The organism is Clostridium drakei (assembly GCF_000633595.2).
GTDB lineage: Bacteria > Bacillota > Clostridia > Clostridiales > Clostridiaceae > Clostridium_AM > Clostridium_AM drakei.
On the sequence record NZ_JIBU02000003.1, the window covers coordinates 1 to 19,131 of the forward strand.

Genomic DNA, 19,131 nt, shown 5'->3' on the forward strand with positions numbered 1-19,131 from the left:
AAAACGATTATAATAAAGATGTCAATTGAAATATTTTCTAAAAATTAAACACTAGTGAACCAAGGTATATCTTTATAGAAGGAAAGTACAAATTCTTTTAAATCTTTTTCTGTTTTTTCATTCATAGCTTTATGCAAAGAAAATCTTTCTGTCAAGTTTATTGCACCAAAAGGTAGGCTTATTGAGGCTTTAAGTTTTCTTTTTTCTACCCAAATAAGTTCCGTACTACTGCCACCAATATCCAATAGAAGTGCATCTGTAATATCCATACTATTTATATTACCAAAGTAATCATAGTAAGCTTCCGATGTACCTGGTAATATTTGAATTTCTATATCTAATTCTGATTTAACCATGTTCATGAAATCCACTTGATTTGATGCCTTACGTACTGCTTCTGTTGCTACTGCGATAATTTTTGTTACATTCTGGGTTTCACATAAATATTTGAAAAATGATAATGTTTTAATAGCTTTTTCAATTCTTAAAGGATTTAACTCCCCATAAATAGTCATATCTTTTCCAAGTCGTACGGTTTCCTTTACTTCATCTATTATGCTGAAACAATTGTTTTTATTAATCTGTACAAGTACTAATCGTATTGAATTAGAGCCTATATCAATAATTGCTATTCGTTCCATATTATCTCCCTTTCCTGTGCTTCCAGAAAACACCTTAATTATTTTTGAGTACACAGCCACTATTATATTTAATAATAAACATGAAATATTAATAAACTTATTTCTAATTTTATTGAATATCTATGATATTTGCAATAATTTAATTAAGTTATTGCAAATAACAATCTTTTGTTATTGTTATGTTAATTCTATGTTAAGTGTAAATTAAAAATGTAATTTTGGACAATTTTCATTTAGAAATATACTATAATTAAATCAATAATATGAGAAAATCATTATAACAAATATGTAATATTTTAATACGTATTAAGAAGGTGAGACTTTATGACAAAAATTAAAGTAGGAGATATTATTGCTGTCATTGATATAGGATCTAATTATTTAAGAATAAGTATAGCAGAAATTAATGTTAATAAAACTATAAAAATTTTGGAAGATGCAGTTAAACCAACTAATATAGGTAAAGATACTTTTAACTTTAAAAGAATTTCTGTACAAACTATGCATGAAACGTGTAATGATTTAAAAGGGTTTGCTCAATTATTAAAGGATTATAAAACAAAATTTTATAAAGCTATTTCTACTAGCGGAATTAGAGAATCGGAAAATAAACAGTATATTTTAGAACAGATTCGACTTAGAACAGGGTTGAATGTTCAATGTATTAATTCAGCGGAAGAACGTTTCTATATGTTAAAAGCAATTAGTTATAATTCTAATTTAAGTGCTCTAAAACGAATATTAGTTGTAAATATTACTTCTGGTGCTGTTGAAGCATCAATTTATGAGGAAGGGCAATTAAAGTTTAGTGAACAATCTAAGATAGGATCTTTGCGTCTTAGAGAAACTTTAGGAGAATTAGAAACAAAAACAATGGATTTTCCTGAAATAATGGAACAATTTATTGAAAATAAGCTTTATTCTATAAAATCATCCATAGAGAATCTTAATTTTGAATGTTTAATAGGTGCAGGAGGAGAGCTTAAAACAATTTTAAAGATTATAGATACAAAGAATAAAAAAGGTTTTATGAAAAAAGGGTATTTTATAGAAAGAGAAGAGTTCATACAATTATATAAGAATATTCAGAATATGACAAATGATCAAATAAGATTTACATATGGTATTTCATATAAGATTGCTGAGCTGCTTTTACCTTCAATTCTAATTTTTTATTGTTTTTTAAAGATAACTAATAGTAAAAATGTACAGATTTCAACAGTATCCTTGAGGGAAGGTGTTTTGTATGATTTATCAGAGGAATTGCTTCAAATTGATAGGAGAAAAGAATCTGAAAATCATATTATTAGTTCTGTATGGTATATTGGTGAAAAGTATAGAATTAATAAAAAACATGTAGCTTTTGTTGAAAATATTGCTTTATCTATATTTGATCAAACTAAAAAACTTCATAAACTTGGAGAAAAAGAAAGGCTTTATTTACAGATAGCTTCTATTCTTCATGATGTGGGAATCTTTATAGATGCATCTAATCATTATATTCAATCCTATAATATTATTCGTAGTCAAAACATTATTGGCCTTTCTGATAGAGATTTGCAGTTGATAGCTAATATAGCAAGATATCATTCAGAACAAACTCCTAAACAATCACATAAAAATTACTCTGTTTTATCTGATAAAGATAAAATGACAGTTTCTATTTTAGCTGCTGTTTTAAGGTTATCAGAAGCTTTAGACATATCTCATCTTCAAAAAATAAGTGAATTAAGACTAATTCAGGATAAAGATATACTTTACTTTAATTTATCTGCTGATGAAGATATTATTTTAGAAGAATGGAATTTTATAAATAATTCGGATTTTTTTGAAGAAGTATTAGGTATAAAACCAATGATATAATCTGAGAAAGGAAGAAAAAAATGAATGTTTATTATTCACCTGAAAATTTCATAAATAGAGAATTAAGTTGGATAGAATTCAATCAAAGAGTGTTAGAAGAAGCTCAAGATACTAGTAATCCACTTTTTGAAAGATTAAAATTTAAGTCTATTGTCAGTTCTAATTTAGATGAGTTTTTTATGATTCGTGTAGGTTCCTTATGCGATCAGATTACTGCTGGGTTTAATAAGCCAGATGCTGCAGGATTAACACCAGTATGTCAAATGGAAAAGATATCTATACGTGTTCATAAATTAGTTTATGATCAATTAAATTGTTATAATCGTTCTTTGAAATTAGCTTTAAGAAAAGAAAAAATTTTTTTCTTAAAACCTAAAGATCTCAATGAAGAACAATGTCAATATATTAAAGAGTATTATTTCAAAGACATTTATCCAGTAATAACACCTATGGTAGTTGATACTAGTAGTCCATTTCCATTAATTTTAAATCGAAGCTTAAATATTGGTTTGTTATTACAAAAAGGTGAGGCTTCTGATGAGCAGATTTTTGCTACTATACAAGTACCATCAGTATTAGAAAGGATTATAGAAGTTCCTTATGATAATGGAAAAGCTTTTGTTTTTTTAGAAGATATTATTAAGATGAATTTGAGTTCACTATTTAATAGTCACAAGATTATAGCTTCAAGCTGCTATCGTATTACTCGTAATGCGGATTTAACTTTAGATGAGGAAGGAGCAGAAGATTTACTAGATGCTATTGAAGAATCATTAAAGCAACGTAAATGGGGAAATGTAGTAAGGGTAGAACTTGAAATTGGTATGGATAAAAGGTTACTTCATATTCTTGAAGAAGAATTAGAAATTTCTAAGGAGCAAGAATATGAAATTAACGGGCCTATTGATTTAACTTTTTTGATGAAGTTTATCAAAAAAATAGGATATAATAATCTTCTATATTCTCATATGAAACCTCAAGTTTCTGATGAGTTTTTAAAAACTAATAATATATTTGAATCAATTTCTAAAAACGATATTTTATTACATCATCCTTATGATTCTTTGAACCAGTTATTGATTTTGTAAAGCAAGCAGCCGCAGATCCAAATGTTTTAGCAATAAAGCAAACTCTATATCGTGTAAGCGGAAATTCTCCTATTATAAAGGCTTTAATTAATGCCGCAGAACAAGGCAAACAGGTTACAGTTTTAGTTGAACTAAAGGCAAGATTTGATGAGAAAAATAATATTATTTGGGCAAAAAGCTTGGAAAAAGCAGGGTGTCATGTGATTTATGGATTAGTTGGACTTAAAACTCATTGTAAGATATTAATTGTTGTTCGTAAAGAAGATGCTGGAATTAACCGTTATGTTCATTTGGGTACTGGTAATTACAATGATGTTACAGCTAAATTGTATACAGACTTGGGATTATTTACTGTAAACCCTTATATAGGTTCAGATGCATCTACCATATTTAATATGTTATCAGGTCACTCTCAGCCAACTGATTTATATAAATTAAGTCTAGCTCCTTTAAATTTAAGAGAGCGATTTCTTTATCTTATAGGAGAAGAGACTGAAAATGCAAAAATGGGAAAAAGAGCTAAAATTATTGCAAAAATGAATTCTTTAGTAGATACACAGATTATTGAAGCTTTATACAATGCATCAAATGCTGGAGTAAATATTGATTTGATCGTACGTGGAGTTTGTTGCCTAAGACCTGGAATTCCAGGAGTAAGTGAAAATATATCTGTAAGAAGTATTGTGGGAAGATTTTTAGAACATAGTCGTATTTATTATTTTTATAATAATGGTGATGAGACAATTTATTTATCCAGTGCTGATTTGATGACTAGAAATTTAGATAGAAGAGTAGAACTGTTGTTTCCAGTTGAAGATAGAAATGCTGTATTTAAGATAAAACAAATTTTAGACATTTCTTTATCTGACACAGTAAAAGCTAGAATTTTAAATACAGATGGATATTATACTAGAATTGATAGAAGAGGAAAAGAAAATGTAAATAGTCAAAAAGTTTTTTTAAATGCTGCAGTTGAAGGTGATTTTAATAAACAAATAAAATTACATTGTAATAAAGAACGTTGGATTGAAAATGGATTTGAGCCTAGATTTGCTAATTCTGTGTAATAAAATGTAAAAAGAGCTATAGTCATATAAATAGCAGTTTTTATATGGATTGGTGAAAAATAAATATAACTGATTTAAATTTTAATTACTGCAATAAAAATGTTGTAGTAATTTTTTCTGTATTATATTAATATTTTGGTAACATAAAAATGTTATTCTTAATTCAAGTTTATATTTAAATTTTTGAAGAGGAGAAAACTTTATGGATATGTCTCAAGAACTTAAAAAGATTTTAGATAATAAAGACATAACTATTGTATTTCAACCTATTGTTTCACTGAAAGATGGTACTATAGTTGGATATGAAGCTTTAACAAGAGGCCCTAAAGATTCACCATTATCTAATCCTGAAAAGTTATTTACTGCTGCAGAGGCTCTTAATAAACTTTGGGATTTAGAATGTTTATGTAGAAGTAAGGCTATAGAAAAAGCTTGTAATATTGATACAAATAAATTATTATTTCTTAATGTTGATCCATTGATTCTTAAGGATGAAAAATTTAGAAAAGGGTTTACAAAAAAATTTTTGCATAAATATAATATGTGTCCAGAATCAATAATATTTGAACTTACAGAGAGAACATGTATTAAGGATTACAAAAGTTTTAGAGCAGCACTTGACAACTATGTAGAAGAAGGTTATAAGATAGCAATTGACGATGCTGGCGCTGGATATTCTGGATTAAAGATGATTTCGGAAACAAAACCTCATTATATAAAAATTGATATATATTTAATAAGAGATATTCATAAAGATTCTTTTAAACAGCATTTAATAAAAATGCTTGTTGAGTTAGCAGATAATACGAATATAAAATTAATAGCAGAAGGAATAGAAATAGAAGAAGAACTTGCCAAACTAATAGAATTAGGAGTTAATATTGGACAAGGATATTTTATTCAACGTCCATCTGATTTATTAATTGACATTAAAGAAGGTGTTAAAAACACAATATTGAAATATCATAAACAGTATAAAAATAACTTACATTTTAATAATTTTATAGGTCAAATTGTCAGAAAAGATGCTGCTTTTAATATGAATACTCCTTGTTTCAAATTAAAGGAACTTTTTGATACTACATCTATTACAGGAGTGTGTATAGTTGATAATTACATTCCAGTGGGACTTATAATGAAGCATTCTTTAGACTCTATGTTGGCAACACAATATGGATTATCAATATTTCTAAAACGTTCAGTTACTTTAGTTATGGACCAAAATCCATTAATTGTAGATTATAATACGCCTGTAAGTGATGTATCTAATGCAGCCATGGAAAGGCAAGATAAAAATTTATATGATTATATTATTGTTACCAAAGATTCAAAGTATTTTGGTATTGTAACAGTAAAAAAATTGCTTCAATTTACAACTACATTGGAGAGAAATTATGCTAAGGAACTTAATCCGCTTACAGGACTTCCAGGGAATATATTAATAGAAAACAGGCTTAAGGATATATTATCATGTAAGGGTAATTTTTGTGTATTATATTTTGATTTAGATAACTTTAAAGTATATAACGATAATTATGGGTTTGAAAATGGTGATAAAATAATTAAATTTACAGCTAACCTTATACAAAAGTATGTGAACTATAGTAGTAATTATAATAATTTTGTAGGACATATTGGTGGGGATGATTTTATTGCTATTATAGATGAAGCTTATGATGATTGCAAAAATTTATGTGAAAGTATAATAGAGGAATTTGATAAAAAGATTTTAGATTTTTTTAATGATAAGGATAAAGAAAATTCATATATAATTGCAACTGATAGGAAAGGGCAGAAAGATATATTTGATATTACATCAATATCTATCGCAGGTATATATGGTGATTTTTATTCTTTTGCTAATTCTAATGATATAGCTAAAAATACATCATCAATAAAAAAAATAGTAAAAGGATTAAGACATAGCAATTATAGAATAAATATGTTGAAATAATAAATATGACTTGTAATCATAAAGCAAAAAAGTCTATGATACATGGAAAATAAAATGTATCAAGGAGTTAAAAGCATACTAACTCTCTTGATACATTATGTTTATTATAATATTTATTAAATCTAGTCCACAGTTTTTTTATTAGAAAATATGCTGCCAAAAATCATTATAATTGCAAATATAATCAGATATGCAACAACTGCAATTTTATGAGAAAAACAAGCGGCAATTATCATAAAAATACATCCTACTAGAGAAACAGTAGGTGCTATAAATCTTTTGAAACAACTTAAATCTTTTTCTTTTTTCATCATCATTAAAAAAATAGGAATATACATTGCATAAATAGTTACTATAGGTAATTCTGAAGAATCAAAAGAAAAAAAGCCGAACCAAGGCTTGGTTAAATTAGCACCATAGAAATATAATAACCATATACCACAAAGGAGCAATCCAAATATAGACGAGTTTGCTGGCATATTTGTGATACTATCAACTTGTTTAAATATATTTGGCTTTGGACCAAGACCTCTTGCTGCTAATGAATAAATACCACGAGTACATCCAAGCATTAATCCATTTAAAGTTCCAAGACAAGAAATGATAACAAATACAAATAGTAAAGAACCGCCTAGCGATGAAAAGATTGTTTGGAATGCTAGTTTAGCTCCTGATTCACCACCTGCCATCATAACTTTATTTGCTACTGCACCAGATAACCCAATATAGTAAAGTATATAGATTGCCATAGTTATAAAAGTTCCACCAACAAGAGCTATTGGAAGATTTCTCTTTGCATCTTTTAGTTCAGCATTGATGCTTGTAGCGATAATCCATCCCTCATAAGCAAATGCTGTAGCAACAACAGCGGTAAAAAGTCCAGTAGAAGGATTGACTTGCTTTACTACAGTTGTAAAGTTATATTTAATCATACCATTGCCCATACCTGCTATTGTACCAATTATGGCCATTAAAATTAATGGAATAAGTTTTATGACGGTTGTACTAACCTGAAATTTGCCTGCTAAGATAGGAGATAATGCATTTAATGCAAAGCTTGCTATTAAATATAAACATGCAATAGTCATACATTCTCCACCTGTAATTGGAAATCCAAATAATACACAAGTATATCGAGCAGAAACCCATGCTAATACTGATGTTAATGTTGGATAATAAATTAGTGCCATAAACCATCCAACATAATATGCATATTTTTTGCCTAAAGTAGCTTGCGCATAGTCTACTACACCATTTACATATTGATATTTAGTCGCCATTACAGCAAAAGTATAAGCACAAGAAATCATAATAATACCACCTATAATCCAAGCCAGGATACCTAGTGTAAGGCTTCCTCCAGTTGCATTTAAAACCTTTTCTGCTTTAAAAAAGACACCACTTCCTATAACTATGCCAATTACCATAGCTATAGCTGTGATAAGACCGTATCTTTTTTCTAATTTTGTTTCCATAAATAAACCACCTCTTTTCCAAATTTCATATTTTATTATACTTTAAACCTTTGCAGTCATAAAATCAAGACTCTTAAATTAATAGAATATGTAAATTAATTGTAATAATATTATTAAGGATTAAGAATGTATGTTTTTGTAAATTGGCAAAAGAATTTTTGTACTTCACTAAAAAGAGTTATTGCAATAAATAGATTAAAATTTAGATGTCATTGATTTATTTGATATGTTTAAATAAGCATATAATACAAAAGTAATGATAGTTTTATAATAGGCATTAACACAACTCTTTCCAAGCCTTGACATACATAAATTTATAATGTATTCTTTTTGTTATATTAAAATACCGTATAAAAGTATTCGGAAATTTTTGTATATGGAGTTGCAATATTTGCTGCACCTATTAGTGGCTTTTGAACCATTAAATTTCTCGAAAAAATGAAAGGAAAATGTATAATATGAAAAAATTAAAACGCACTTTAACAGTTGTAATTGGTGTAGTTGTAGCATCTCAGATTTATTTTGGATTTTTAATTCAAGATTTTACTATAGCTCTTTCAGCAATTATATTTTCTGTATTTCTTTATAATTATACTGAATTGAATCCAATAGTAACAGCAATAGTTACAGGAGTTTCTACAACACTTTATAGGTCAGTATGGATTTATTGTAGCAACATGGATATTATGAAAACCATTAAAATAACTACACCAGAAATAATGTTTTATGCTACTTTTGGGTGTCTATTTTACTTCTTATACTATAGGAGTAAAAATAAAGATTTAACTAAATTTATACTTTCAGTATTTTGGTGTGATTTTATTTCAAATGTTGTTGAAATAAGTATTAGAACTAGAACCAATGGAGAAAACAGTAATATGATTAAAGCTCTTTTAATAGTAGCTTGTGTAAGAACTCTAGTGACTTTGATTATATTAATGTTAATGAAATATTATAAATCATTTCTTGTAAAAGAAGAACATGAGGAACGTTACAGAAAATTGATATTGTTAACTTCAAGTTTTAAGAGTGAAATATATTTTATGAATAAAAATGCAGCTGAAATAGAAGATGTAATGAAAAAGTCATTTTCAGCATATGAAATTGTTTCTAAAAATAATTATCCTGGAGAACTGAAAAATCTCACGCTTGATATTGCTAAAGATATTCATGAGATTAAAAAAGATTACATTAGAGTTATGAGAGGACTTGAAGAGATGTCTAATGAAAAAATAGATGTTGAGCATATGAAAATAAAGGATGTTATAAGTATTTTAGAAATATATACGAAAGATTATATAGTTGTAAAAAAATTAAATATAGAACTTGATTTTAAAGTGGAATGTAATTTTTATGTTTCTCAGCATTTTTATTTGGTATCAATAATAAGAAATCTTATTTTTAATGGTATAGAAGCTATAGATAATAAAGAAAAGGGATTAATTAAATTGCGAATTGAAAAGCAAGAATGTGAATATATTTTTATTGTAACTGATAATGGGACAGGTATAAATGATGGGAACTTAGATTTTATATTTAATCCTGGTTTTTCTACAAAGTACGATAAAAGTGGCAGTATATGTAGAGGAATAGGTCTTACATTAGTAAAGGATTTAGTTCAAGATATTTTTAAAGGGAGTATATATGTTGAGTCTGTAGAAAATGAAGGTACAACCTTCACAGTAAAAATACCAACAAGTTCATTTAGGGGGTAAGTATAATGCAATATTATATTATTGATGATGACGTGAGCATTGTTAAGATATTGACTAATTTACTTGAAGAAAATGGGTCAGGTGAAGTGATAGGAAGTTCCAATGATGGGGAAACAGCTCTTAGAGAAATATTAGTTTGTAATCCGGATATTGTATTGGTTGATTTGCTTTTGCCTAAGCTAGATGGCAATAGTTTAGTAAGAGAAGTAAAGTTATTGAAACCGAAAATTAAATTTATAATGATTTCACAGGTATCAGATGTAAAATTGGTAGCAGATTCCTATAATTCTGGTATTGAGTTTTTTATTAATAAACCTATTAATAAAATTGAAGTTGAAAAGGTTACAAGTAAGGTAGCCGAAAGAATTGAAATTGAAAATATGCTTAATAATATAAAAAAAGTATTTAAAGATGTTAGTCCTCAAAAAAAGTCACAAGATAATAATATTAAGATAATCAAACATGTTTTAAGTAGATTTGGAATGTTAGGTGAAAAAGGAACAAATGATATTATAAAAATTTGCATTTATTTATTGGAAACCAAAAAATCATTTGATGAATGTAATTTTAATGAATTAAGTTCTATGCTTGGAGACAATCCTAAAACAATACAACAAAGAATAAGAAGAGCAATTAAGACTGGGCTAACTAATCTTGCATATATAGGAATAGAAGACTATTATAATGAAAGTTTTCAAGATTACTCGAAGGGTATGTTCGATTTTGCAAGTGTTAAAGCTGAAATGGATTATATAAAGGGAAAAAACAAAACTGGTGGAAAGGTAATAATAAATAAATTCTTTGAAGGATTATTACTTCAGTGTGAAGAGTACTAGAAAAGTTGTTAAATATTGGATGATAATGATTACAGATTATGGTCATAATCACATAATATTCAATAAAATACTTTTAAAAATTCTAAATTTTTAAAAGTATTTTATTTTTTTGTTAAGTATTTTGAAGCCATTTGAAGCCATTTGAAGTATTTTGTAGTCAATCTATTATAATCAATTATGCAATTACTAATAAATTTAATTGCAATTTATCTAATTGAAAAACTAATTACTCAAATAAATTTTTTATTTATATTTTATTAAGGGAGGTCATCATATGAAATTATTTGCTAGAAAAAAAGACGTAAACTCTATTTTAGACAATAATAAGAGTAGCTCTGTAGAGCGAACTTTAAGTGCATTTGATGTAACTATAATGAGTATTGGCGCAACAATTGGAACTGGAGTAATGGTATTAGCAGGTGTTGTAGCTGCAAGAGATGCAGGTCCTGCTGTAGTTTTATCATTTATTGCATCTGCAATTGCTTGTACACTTGTAGCTTTATGTTATTCTGAATTTGCATCGTCAATTCCAACATCAGGAAGCGCATATGCTTATATCTATGTATCTTTAGGTGAATTTATTGCTCATTTAGTTGGCTGGACACTCTTTATTGGATATACGGTGCTCGCAGCAACTGTAGCCAGTGGTTGGTCATCATATTTTATTAGTTTATTAAAAGAATTTGGAATTAAGTTGCCAGCTGCCTTTTCAAGCATTCCAAGTCAAGGTGGAATAATGAATATTCCAGCAGTTGTTGTAGTGCTAATTATTGCTTTCTTATTATCCAGAGGAACAAAGGAAAGTAAAAAAATAAATAATTTTATGGTATTCACAAAACTTGCTGTTATAGCTTTATTTATAATTGTAGGTGCATTTTTTATAAAGCCAGTAAGATGGCAGCCATTTATGCCGTTTGGTTTTAAAGGTGTATTTGCTGGTGCAGCATCTGTATTCCTTGCTTTTGCTGGTTTTGATGCAGTTTCAACTTCTGCTGAGGAAGTAAAAGATCCTCAAAAGAACCTACCAAGAGGTATTATTGGTTCAATGCTAGGATGTGCATTTATATATGTTATAGTTAGTTTAGTTTTAACTGGAATGGTTGATTATAGAAATTTAAATGTTGGTGATGCTATGGCTTATGCATTAAGTTCTACAGGTCAAAGCTGGGCAGCTTCTTTACTTTCAGTAGGTGCGGTTATAGGGATTTTGGCTGTAGTACTTGCATACGTTTACGGAGCATCACGTATATTATTCTCAATGAGTCGTGATAAATTGCTTCCAGGAAAGTTTTCTAGTGTAAATAAAGAAACAAATGTTCCTGTATTTTCAACTTGGGTAGTAGGATGTTTAGGTGCTATATTAGCTGGTGTTGCGGATATAAAACAATTAGCAGATTTGACAAACATGATTCTTCTAGCAGCATTCTCGCTTGTGGCTATATCTATAATTGTGCTTAGAAAAACTCATCCAAAATTAGAAAGAAAATTTACAGTACCTTTAGTTCCAGTTCTACCTTTAATTGCAGTAGTATGTTGTGTATTCCTTATGCTTAGCTTATCAAAAACAACATGGGTATACTTCGGTGTATCAGTTGCATTAGGTATAATTGTTTATGCAACGTATTCACACAAGCATAGTTTATTGCAAGAAGGCGATGGCAGCTTTAGTAAAGCAGGAGAAACAGAAAGAAAAGGTGCTTAATTATTTTAATAACTATGTAAAAAAATAAAATTATTTATAAATGCAATTTAAAAGATGGAAAAGACAGACTTTTACAAATCAATAAATTATTAAAAAAAATGACTTTAGCTTGAAAATATATGCTAGAGTCATTTTTATTATTTTGATTAGTTATTATCAATATTTATATTAGAAAATTCCATATAGGTATTTTACATATAAAGGTAGCGCATGATACAATTAAATTATGTAAAAACGATATGATAAAAATAAGTAATTTTAAGAAAAGAGGTACGTTATGGTCGATATTTGCTTGCTTGGGTGTGGTGGGAATGTGCCTACACCTAATAGAAATCTAACTTCACTCTTAATATCCTATAAAGGTGAAAAAATTTTAATAGATTGTGGAGAAGGAACTCAAGTATCTATGAAAATTTTAGGTTGGGGATTTAAAGATATAAGTGTAATTTGTTTCACTCATTATCATGCTGATCATGTAATTGGACTTCCTGGACTTTTGCTTACTATAGCAAATTCTGGACGCAAAGAACCTTTATATATAGTTGGACCGGAAGGGTTAAGTAGAGTTGTAAAAGGACTTACAGTAGTATCTCCAGTGCTTCCTTATTATGTAGATTTAATAGAACTTCCAACTAATGATGAAAATTATTTTGAAGATAAAATAATTCAAATTGGCAATATGGGATTATATGCACAACCTGTATACCATACTATGCCTTGTCTTGCTTACAGCGTAAACGTAAATAGAAGTAGAAAATTTAATGTTGAAAAAGCAAAGATTAATAATGTACCTCTAAGTTTATGGAATTTACTTCAAAAGGGAGAGCTTATAAAAAAAGATGGAAAAGTATACACGCCAGATATGGTATTGGGTGAAGAACGAAGAGGATTAAAATTAAGCTATTGTACAGATACAAGACCTACAAAAGAACTTGTTTCATTTGTAAAAAAATCAGATTTATTTGTATGTGAAGGAATGTATGGAGACGATGAAAAACTTCCCAAAGCATTGGAAAATAGACATATGCTTTTTTCGGAAGCTGCTCTAATTGCAAGAGAAGCTGAAGTGAAAGAATTGTGGCTTACTCATTTTAGTCCATCACTTGCAAATCCTGAAGATTATATTTTAAATACAAAAAATATATTTGAAAATACTTTCTTAGGAGAAGATAGAAAAATATCAACTTTAAATTTTGAGTAACATTAAGAAAAAATATATAGCAGCTGGTTCGTATATGCCCTTATCATATACATAGCAGCTGCTAAGTAGATCCTAATTCAATAAACTCATTTTCAACTATTTGAATTCTAACAACCATCCTTTCTATAGTAATCATCTAAAATCCTGAATAACCATAACAGGTACATAGAAAAATTTACTTTTATTGATCTCGATTTAACTTAACAATACATTCAATACTTTAACTTAGTATATTAAAAAACATACTTATAAAAATTAGAATAGAAAGATTAAATTTAAGGGAATATATTATTTGAATTAGAACCTACTAGACATAATATAAAAAATATTAAATGCCCATTGGTATATTCCTCTTCTTTCTACAGATTAAAATATTGAATAAAACTTTAAGTTTCTGGCGGTATCACCTCGATCCTATTTATTATCAATAGATATGTTCTTGTGTCTAGAGGTTGTCTATTGATTAATTAGATAATACTATATTCATTGACAAAAGTCAATATTCTGAATAAAATAATTATTTTTAATTTTTAATAAACAATGGGAGGATTAAAGGAGCGATTATGTTATGAGGCAACAAGTGATTAAAGATATTAAAAATTTAATGTTTAGATTCAATGAAGATGATGTATTGGCATTATCTTCTCAACTTGCATACAGTTTAATATTTGCCTTTTTTCCATTCTTAATATTTCTCATGACTGTTCTAGGATATAGTTCTATTGATAGCCAAGATATTTTAGTGGGATTAAATAGGATTATTCCACGAAGTGCCTTGGAGCTAATTAAGAATACTATAATAGAAGTGGTAGATTATAAAAATCCTCATCTAATGTCTTTTAGCTTAATCTTTACAATATGGTCAGCTTCAAGTGGCTTTAATGCTGTTATTAAAGGATTGAATAAAGCCTATGATGAGTTGGAACATAGAAGTTTCTTAAAAGTTCAATTCACTTCTGTATTGTGTACTATAGGATTAGTAATTGCAATATTTGCTATGATCTTTTTATTGGTTTTTGGTCAAATAATTGGAAATTCAATGGCATTCAATTTAGGGCTTTCAGAAGAATTTAAAATCCTTTGGAATGTAGTAAGATATATTATTATTATTACATTAACTGTTTTTGTATTGGCAGCGTTATATCATTATACTCCATGTAGAAGACTTACATGGAAAGAGGTAAGTTATGGCGCAATATTTGCTACAATTGGATTGATATCAGTATCAATTGGTTTTGCCTTTTATGTAAATAATTTTGGTAATTATTCTAAAATATATGGAAGTATTGGTGCTGTAATAATATTATTAACTTGGCTGTTTTTTATATCAATTACTGTGGTCATGGGAGGCGAGCTAAATGCAACGTTAGCTTTCGATAGAGAGGGAAAGAAAAAAAATCATAAAAATATTTCTTAGTATAATATATGAAAAAAGCTATGGAACTAAGGTTGTGAACCTATATTCCATGGCTTTTTTTAATTAAGATTGATAATTAATTTTATAGTATATAAAAAAAAAAATTAGTAATAATATAAAATGTATGTCTGAACTAAAAACTTATTCTAGAGGGTGATAAATTGAACCATAAAGACTATATGAGAAAAATTTATAAAAATTTTTATGATTTTATAACGGAATGTTCTAGTAAAGAATTAGAATATTTTATTTTAGATTCTAAATTTACTACTTTTTTTAATACGAAAATAAGTGAAGTGATTAAAGAAATAGAAGATGAAGGAAAATCTAATATAGAAGCAACTATAATATTTAGTACAAAAGGTGAAATAGCCTTAATAGATAGTTACATAGTAGGAAGGCATTTAGCTAACAGTTACAAAGTTTACATGGAACGACATTATAAACAAGATTCTTTGAATAAAATAGTTAAATACATAGTAAACGGTAATAAAAAATCTAAAAAAGACTTTTTAATATTATCTTTTAGTGAATTAAATAACACATTAAAAAGTATGTATAGTGATATAAAATGTAAAAAAGAAATAGCAGATAAGTATAAACAATTCTACAATTTGGAAAAGTATGAAGAGAATCAGTGTTTAGTATTAATTACAGCAATACTTGTATTGGAAGATATATGTAAATTTACAAGAATTGAGCAAGAAATTTTAATAGAAGCTATTAATTGTTATTTAAATAAAATGTAGTCAAAGTATTTGTAGTTTCGACAATACTAAACGTTAAAATATGAAAATTATTACATTTAAGGAATTTCAAAGTTGTTAGATTTGGTATTAGAAGCTTTTTGATGTCATATAAGAGGGATAAGTTATAATTAACATTATCATGAAATGACATATTTTTTTTAAAGTATGTGCTAATATAGTGTTGAAGTTGATTATGGGGGGGCAAAATCATGATAGTAGAAAATCTGGTTAGAACTCAAAAGACGGAAAAAATGAGGTATAATTATTTATACAGGTTGCTAAAAAGCAAACTTTCAATAACGTATGGAATAGATACCATAGAGGTACAGGCATATGGCATTGAAGTTGAAAGACAGGACTTTTTAGAGGATAAGTTAGTAAATATAGAAAGAGACTGTGTTAAAAGTATAAGTACTCAAAGGTATAAGGTTCATAATTTATTAAAATTGTTATATGATAATTGTGTATCACCTATACATTTAATTGAAGTGTTAGGTGAAAACATTGACGACTATATAGTTGATTTTGATAAAGAAATAAAATATATTGCTTATTAAAATATTTACAAAATGAAGAGGAAAAAATCCTCTTTTTTTCTTTGTAGTAGTAATTAAAGATAACAGTTTATACTTTTAAAATCAATAATTTTACTTTATTATATTAAGTAAGGCTAATATTTAATAAAACACATGGGGGTGATGTTTTGATTTTAGGTGTTGGTATAGACATAGTTGAGATAAGAAGAATTAAGGAAGCTATGGAGAAACATGCAAATTTTATAAATAGATTATTTAGTAAGAATGAGATAGAGTATTTTAAGGTGAGGAATTTAAGACCTGAATTTGTTGCTGGAAGGTTTGCTGCAAAAGAAGCTGTAGTTAAAGCTATGGGTACTGGTTTCAGTGGATTTGAAATTAAAGACATTGAAATAGATAGAACAGCTTCTGGAAAGCCTATAGTTGTATTGAGAGGTAAAGCAAAAATGATAGCACAAAAGTGTGGTAATTATAAAATTCATGTAAGTATATCCCATAGCTTAGATAATGCCATAGCTTATGCTACAATGGAGGTAGATAAATTTGAAGATTGCAACGTCAGAAATAATGAGGATGATAGATAGCTATTGCATAAATGAATTACATATGCCTGGAATTGTTTTAATGGAAAATGCAGCTTTAAAAGTTGTAAAGAATATAGATTTAGATAAGTATGATAGTTTTTGCATAGTGTGTACTAAAGGGAATAATGGTGGAGATGGATTTGCTATAGCAAGACATTTACACATTTTGGGCAAAAGTGCAGAGATATTTTTAGTAGGTGGAAAGGAAAATATGAAACCTGACTGTAAAATTAATTATGATATATTGAAGAATATGGGGATTCATATTGATAAGGTAGATAATTTAGAAGACATTAATGAGTTAAGAGATTGTATAGAAAGAAATCAAGTAACTATAGATGCCATTTTTGGAACAGGATTATCGAGGAATGTGGAAGGGATATTTGAGTCGGTTATATCTATAATTAACGAAAATAGCAAGTACATTATTTCAGTAGATGTTCCATCGGGTTTTGATAGCAATACAGGGGAAATATTAGGTAAATGTATAAGGGCTAATGAAACTGTATCTTTTGAACTATATAAAAGAGGGTTTTTAAACTATGGAACAGACAAAGTGACAGGGAAAATAATTATAGAGAAAATAGGAATACCAGAGAGTGCTATAAATAAATTTCATAATAATGAATTTATTATGGATAGAAATATGATAAAGAATAACTTGGTAAAAAGGGATAAGTATTGTTACAAGGGTGATTATGGAAAAGTTACTATATTTGCAGGATCAAAAGGATTTACTGGAGCAGCATATATTTGTTCAGAAGGTGCTGTGAGAAGTGGAGCGGGTCTTGTAACACTATGTTGTCATAAAGAAATTCAACCTATACTAAGCTCTAAGTTAGTAGAAGCTATGACTGTTTCTTTTGAAGAAGAAAGTAGAATTGAAGAGCTTATAGATAAAAGCGATGGTATAGCCATAGGTCCAGGAATGGGAAATAATAAAAATACTCTTAATATATTGAAAAATATTTTAAACAGAGCTAAAAATACAGTGGTTATAGATGCAGATGCTATAAATGTACTTAAAGATAATTTGGATATTTTAGTACATAGAAACTGTGAAGTCATTTTAACTCCTCACTTAGGAGAAATGTCAAGAATAACTGGTTTGTCTGTAGATTATATAAAAGAACACAGATTAGAGGTGTCTCAAGCTTTTGCTAAAAAGAATAAAGTTGTAATACTTTTGAAAGGATATAACACTATAATTACAGATGGGGATAGTACCATAATTAATCCTACAGGAAATAGTTCTATGGCTTCAGGAGGAATGGGGGATTGTCTTACAGGCATGATAGCTTCATTCATAGGCCAAGGATATAATAGCATGGATTCGACTTGCATATCAGCGTTTATTCATGGATATTGTGGGGAGGTATTGTCAAAAGAAATGTTTTGTGTAAATGCTACACATATATTAAATAACTTACCATTTATAATTAAAGAATTACAAGAATAGAGAATAATATTTAAGACTATTATAAAGGAACATATAGGAATATTATTAATAATGGATTAATACTCTCTATTATAAGTGTTTTTTAGGGGGAATAAAATGAGACGTAAACTATTAATAATAACTATTATGTTCTTTTTATTTTTTTTGTTATTATCAGGATGTAAGAACAATGAGGACAAATCAGAAAAAATTATTGGAAATTTTAAAAATCTAGATAGTTATAGCTGTGATGTGGATATGAAAATACAAAATGATAAACAAACTGTGAGTTATAAAGGAAAACAATTTTATGATAAAAGATATGGATATAGATTTGAACTTGAAAATAATAGAGTAATGGTATACAAAGATAATAATATATTCGTAAAAGATTTGAAAAGTGGATTTAAGTATAGTACAGATAAAAATTTTGATAGTGTATTTAAATTGAGCTTTATAGGTGAGTATGTAGGGCTCGTTTATACTAATGAAAAAATAAAAGTTTCTTCAAAAACTATAGATAATAAAAAGTATGAAGTTATATCTTTGGATATTCCAGGTAATAACAAAAATATTAATAAAGCTAACTTATATATAGATGCGGATAATGAAAAACCAGAATATTTAAGTATATATGATTGGAGAGATACTGAAAAAATTAAAGTACAATATTCTAAATTTGATTTCAACAAGGAATTGAATAAGAATTTATTTGTTATAGAATAGAAATATGTTTATATGGATTTTGCAAGGTCAACTTATTAAAATTGAAATAAATTTAATTTTTTAAACAATTTGAATGATATATGTATTAAAAATATTGTATAATTAATATGTATGGAAGCATATTATAATTTTTACTTTA

At 27.6% G+C, this 19,131-nt stretch carries 14 protein-coding genes and 1 pseudogene; 13 read left to right on the forward strand and 2 right to left on the reverse strand.

From position 1 onward, the window contains the following. Positions 1–44 precede the first annotated feature (44 nt). Positions 45–641 (reverse strand): Ppx/GppA phosphatase family protein, encoded by a 597-nt coding sequence (locus tag EG57_RS0201100; RefSeq protein ID WP_052037704.1) that lies wholly within the window; start codon positions 639–641, stop codon positions 45–47. Between the two features lie 324 nt (positions 642–965). Between EG57_RS0201100 and EG57_RS0201105 the strand changes: the two genes are divergently transcribed. The 3 genes and pseudogenes from EG57_RS0201105 to EG57_RS0201115 all read left to right on the forward strand — a co-directional run bounded on the left by EG57_RS0201105 (position 966) and on the right by EG57_RS0201115 (position 6,613). Then, entirely contained in the window at positions 966–2,504 is a 1,539-nt protein-coding gene (locus tag EG57_RS0201105; protein WP_032075481.1) for a Ppx/GppA phosphatase family protein, read from the forward strand. Between the two features lie 20 nt (positions 2,505–2,524). Further along, positions 2,525–4,659: pseudogene (locus EG57_RS25105) on the forward strand (RNA degradosome polyphosphate kinase). Positions 4,660–4,861: 202 nt separating this feature from the next. Then, complete coding sequence (locus EG57_RS0201115; protein ID WP_032075482.1) at positions 4,862–6,613, forward strand: GGDEF domain-containing protein; 1,752 nt, start codon at positions 4,862–4,864, stop codon at positions 6,611–6,613. 122 nt (positions 6,614–6,735) lie between these two features. Here the strand turns inward: EG57_RS0201115 and EG57_RS0201120 are convergent, their stop codons facing one another. Beyond that, entirely contained in the window at positions 6,736–8,088 is a 1,353-nt protein-coding gene (locus EG57_RS0201120) for an APC family permease (protein WP_032075483.1), read from the reverse strand. A gap of 458 nt (positions 8,089–8,546) precedes the next feature. Here EG57_RS0201120 and EG57_RS0201125 point away from each other — a divergent pair, with 458 nt between their 5' ends. From EG57_RS0201125 to EG57_RS0201170, 10 genes are all read left to right on the forward strand, one after another. Further along, positions 8,547–9,803: an ATP-binding protein gene (locus EG57_RS0201125; protein ID WP_032075484.1), complete on the forward strand. Its 1,257-nt coding sequence runs from the start codon at positions 8,547–8,549 to the stop codon at positions 9,801–9,803. A 5-nt stretch (positions 9,804–9,808) separates the two neighbouring features. Further along, positions 9,809–10,639: a DNA-binding domain-containing protein gene (locus tag EG57_RS0201130; protein WP_032075485.1), complete on the forward strand. Its 831-nt coding sequence runs from the start codon at positions 9,809–9,811 to the stop codon at positions 10,637–10,639. Positions 10,640–10,913: 274 nt separating this feature from the next. Further along, a complete protein-coding gene (locus tag EG57_RS0201135; RefSeq protein WP_032075486.1) occupies positions 10,914–12,341 on the forward strand; it encodes an APC family permease in 1,428 nt (475 codons plus the stop codon). A 277-nt stretch (positions 12,342–12,618) separates the two neighbouring features. Beyond that, positions 12,619–13,542 (forward strand): ribonuclease Z, encoded by a 924-nt coding sequence (locus EG57_RS0201140; RefSeq protein WP_032075487.1) that lies wholly within the window; start codon positions 12,619–12,621, stop codon positions 13,540–13,542. A 568-nt stretch (positions 13,543–14,110) separates the two neighbouring features. Continuing rightward, on the forward strand, positions 14,111–14,959 hold the full coding sequence (locus tag EG57_RS0201145; protein WP_032075488.1) for a YihY/virulence factor BrkB family protein: 849 nt from the start codon (positions 14,111–14,113) through the stop codon (positions 14,957–14,959). Positions 14,960–15,120: 161 nt separating this feature from the next. Continuing rightward, on the forward strand, positions 15,121–15,708 hold the full coding sequence (locus EG57_RS0201150; protein ID WP_032075489.1) for a hypothetical protein: 588 nt from the start codon (positions 15,121–15,123) through the stop codon (positions 15,706–15,708). Between the two features lie 209 nt (positions 15,709–15,917). After that, positions 15,918–16,265 (forward strand): DUF6514 family protein, encoded by a 348-nt coding sequence (locus tag EG57_RS0201155; protein WP_032075490.1) that lies wholly within the window; start codon positions 15,918–15,920, stop codon positions 16,263–16,265. A gap of 146 nt (positions 16,266–16,411) precedes the next feature. After that, positions 16,412–16,828 (forward strand): holo-ACP synthase, encoded by a 417-nt coding sequence (acpS, locus tag EG57_RS0201160; RefSeq protein WP_032075491.1) that lies wholly within the window; start codon positions 16,412–16,414, stop codon positions 16,826–16,828. Next, positions 16,788–18,287 carry a bifunctional ADP-dependent NAD(P)H-hydrate dehydratase/NAD(P)H-hydrate epimerase gene (locus tag EG57_RS0201165; protein WP_032075492.1) on the forward strand — a complete coding sequence of 500 codons (1,500 nt, stop codon included), beginning with the start codon at positions 16,788–16,790 and terminating at the stop codon, positions 18,285–18,287. The genes acpS and EG57_RS0201165 overlap by 41 nt, the downstream gene beginning before the upstream one ends. Before the next feature lie 96 nt (positions 18,288–18,383). Beyond that, positions 18,384–18,992, forward strand: coding sequence for a germination lipoprotein GerS-related protein (locus EG57_RS0201170; protein WP_242859780.1), 609 nt, complete (start codon positions 18,384–18,386; stop codon positions 18,990–18,992). Positions 18,993–19,131: the final 139 nt, after the last annotated feature.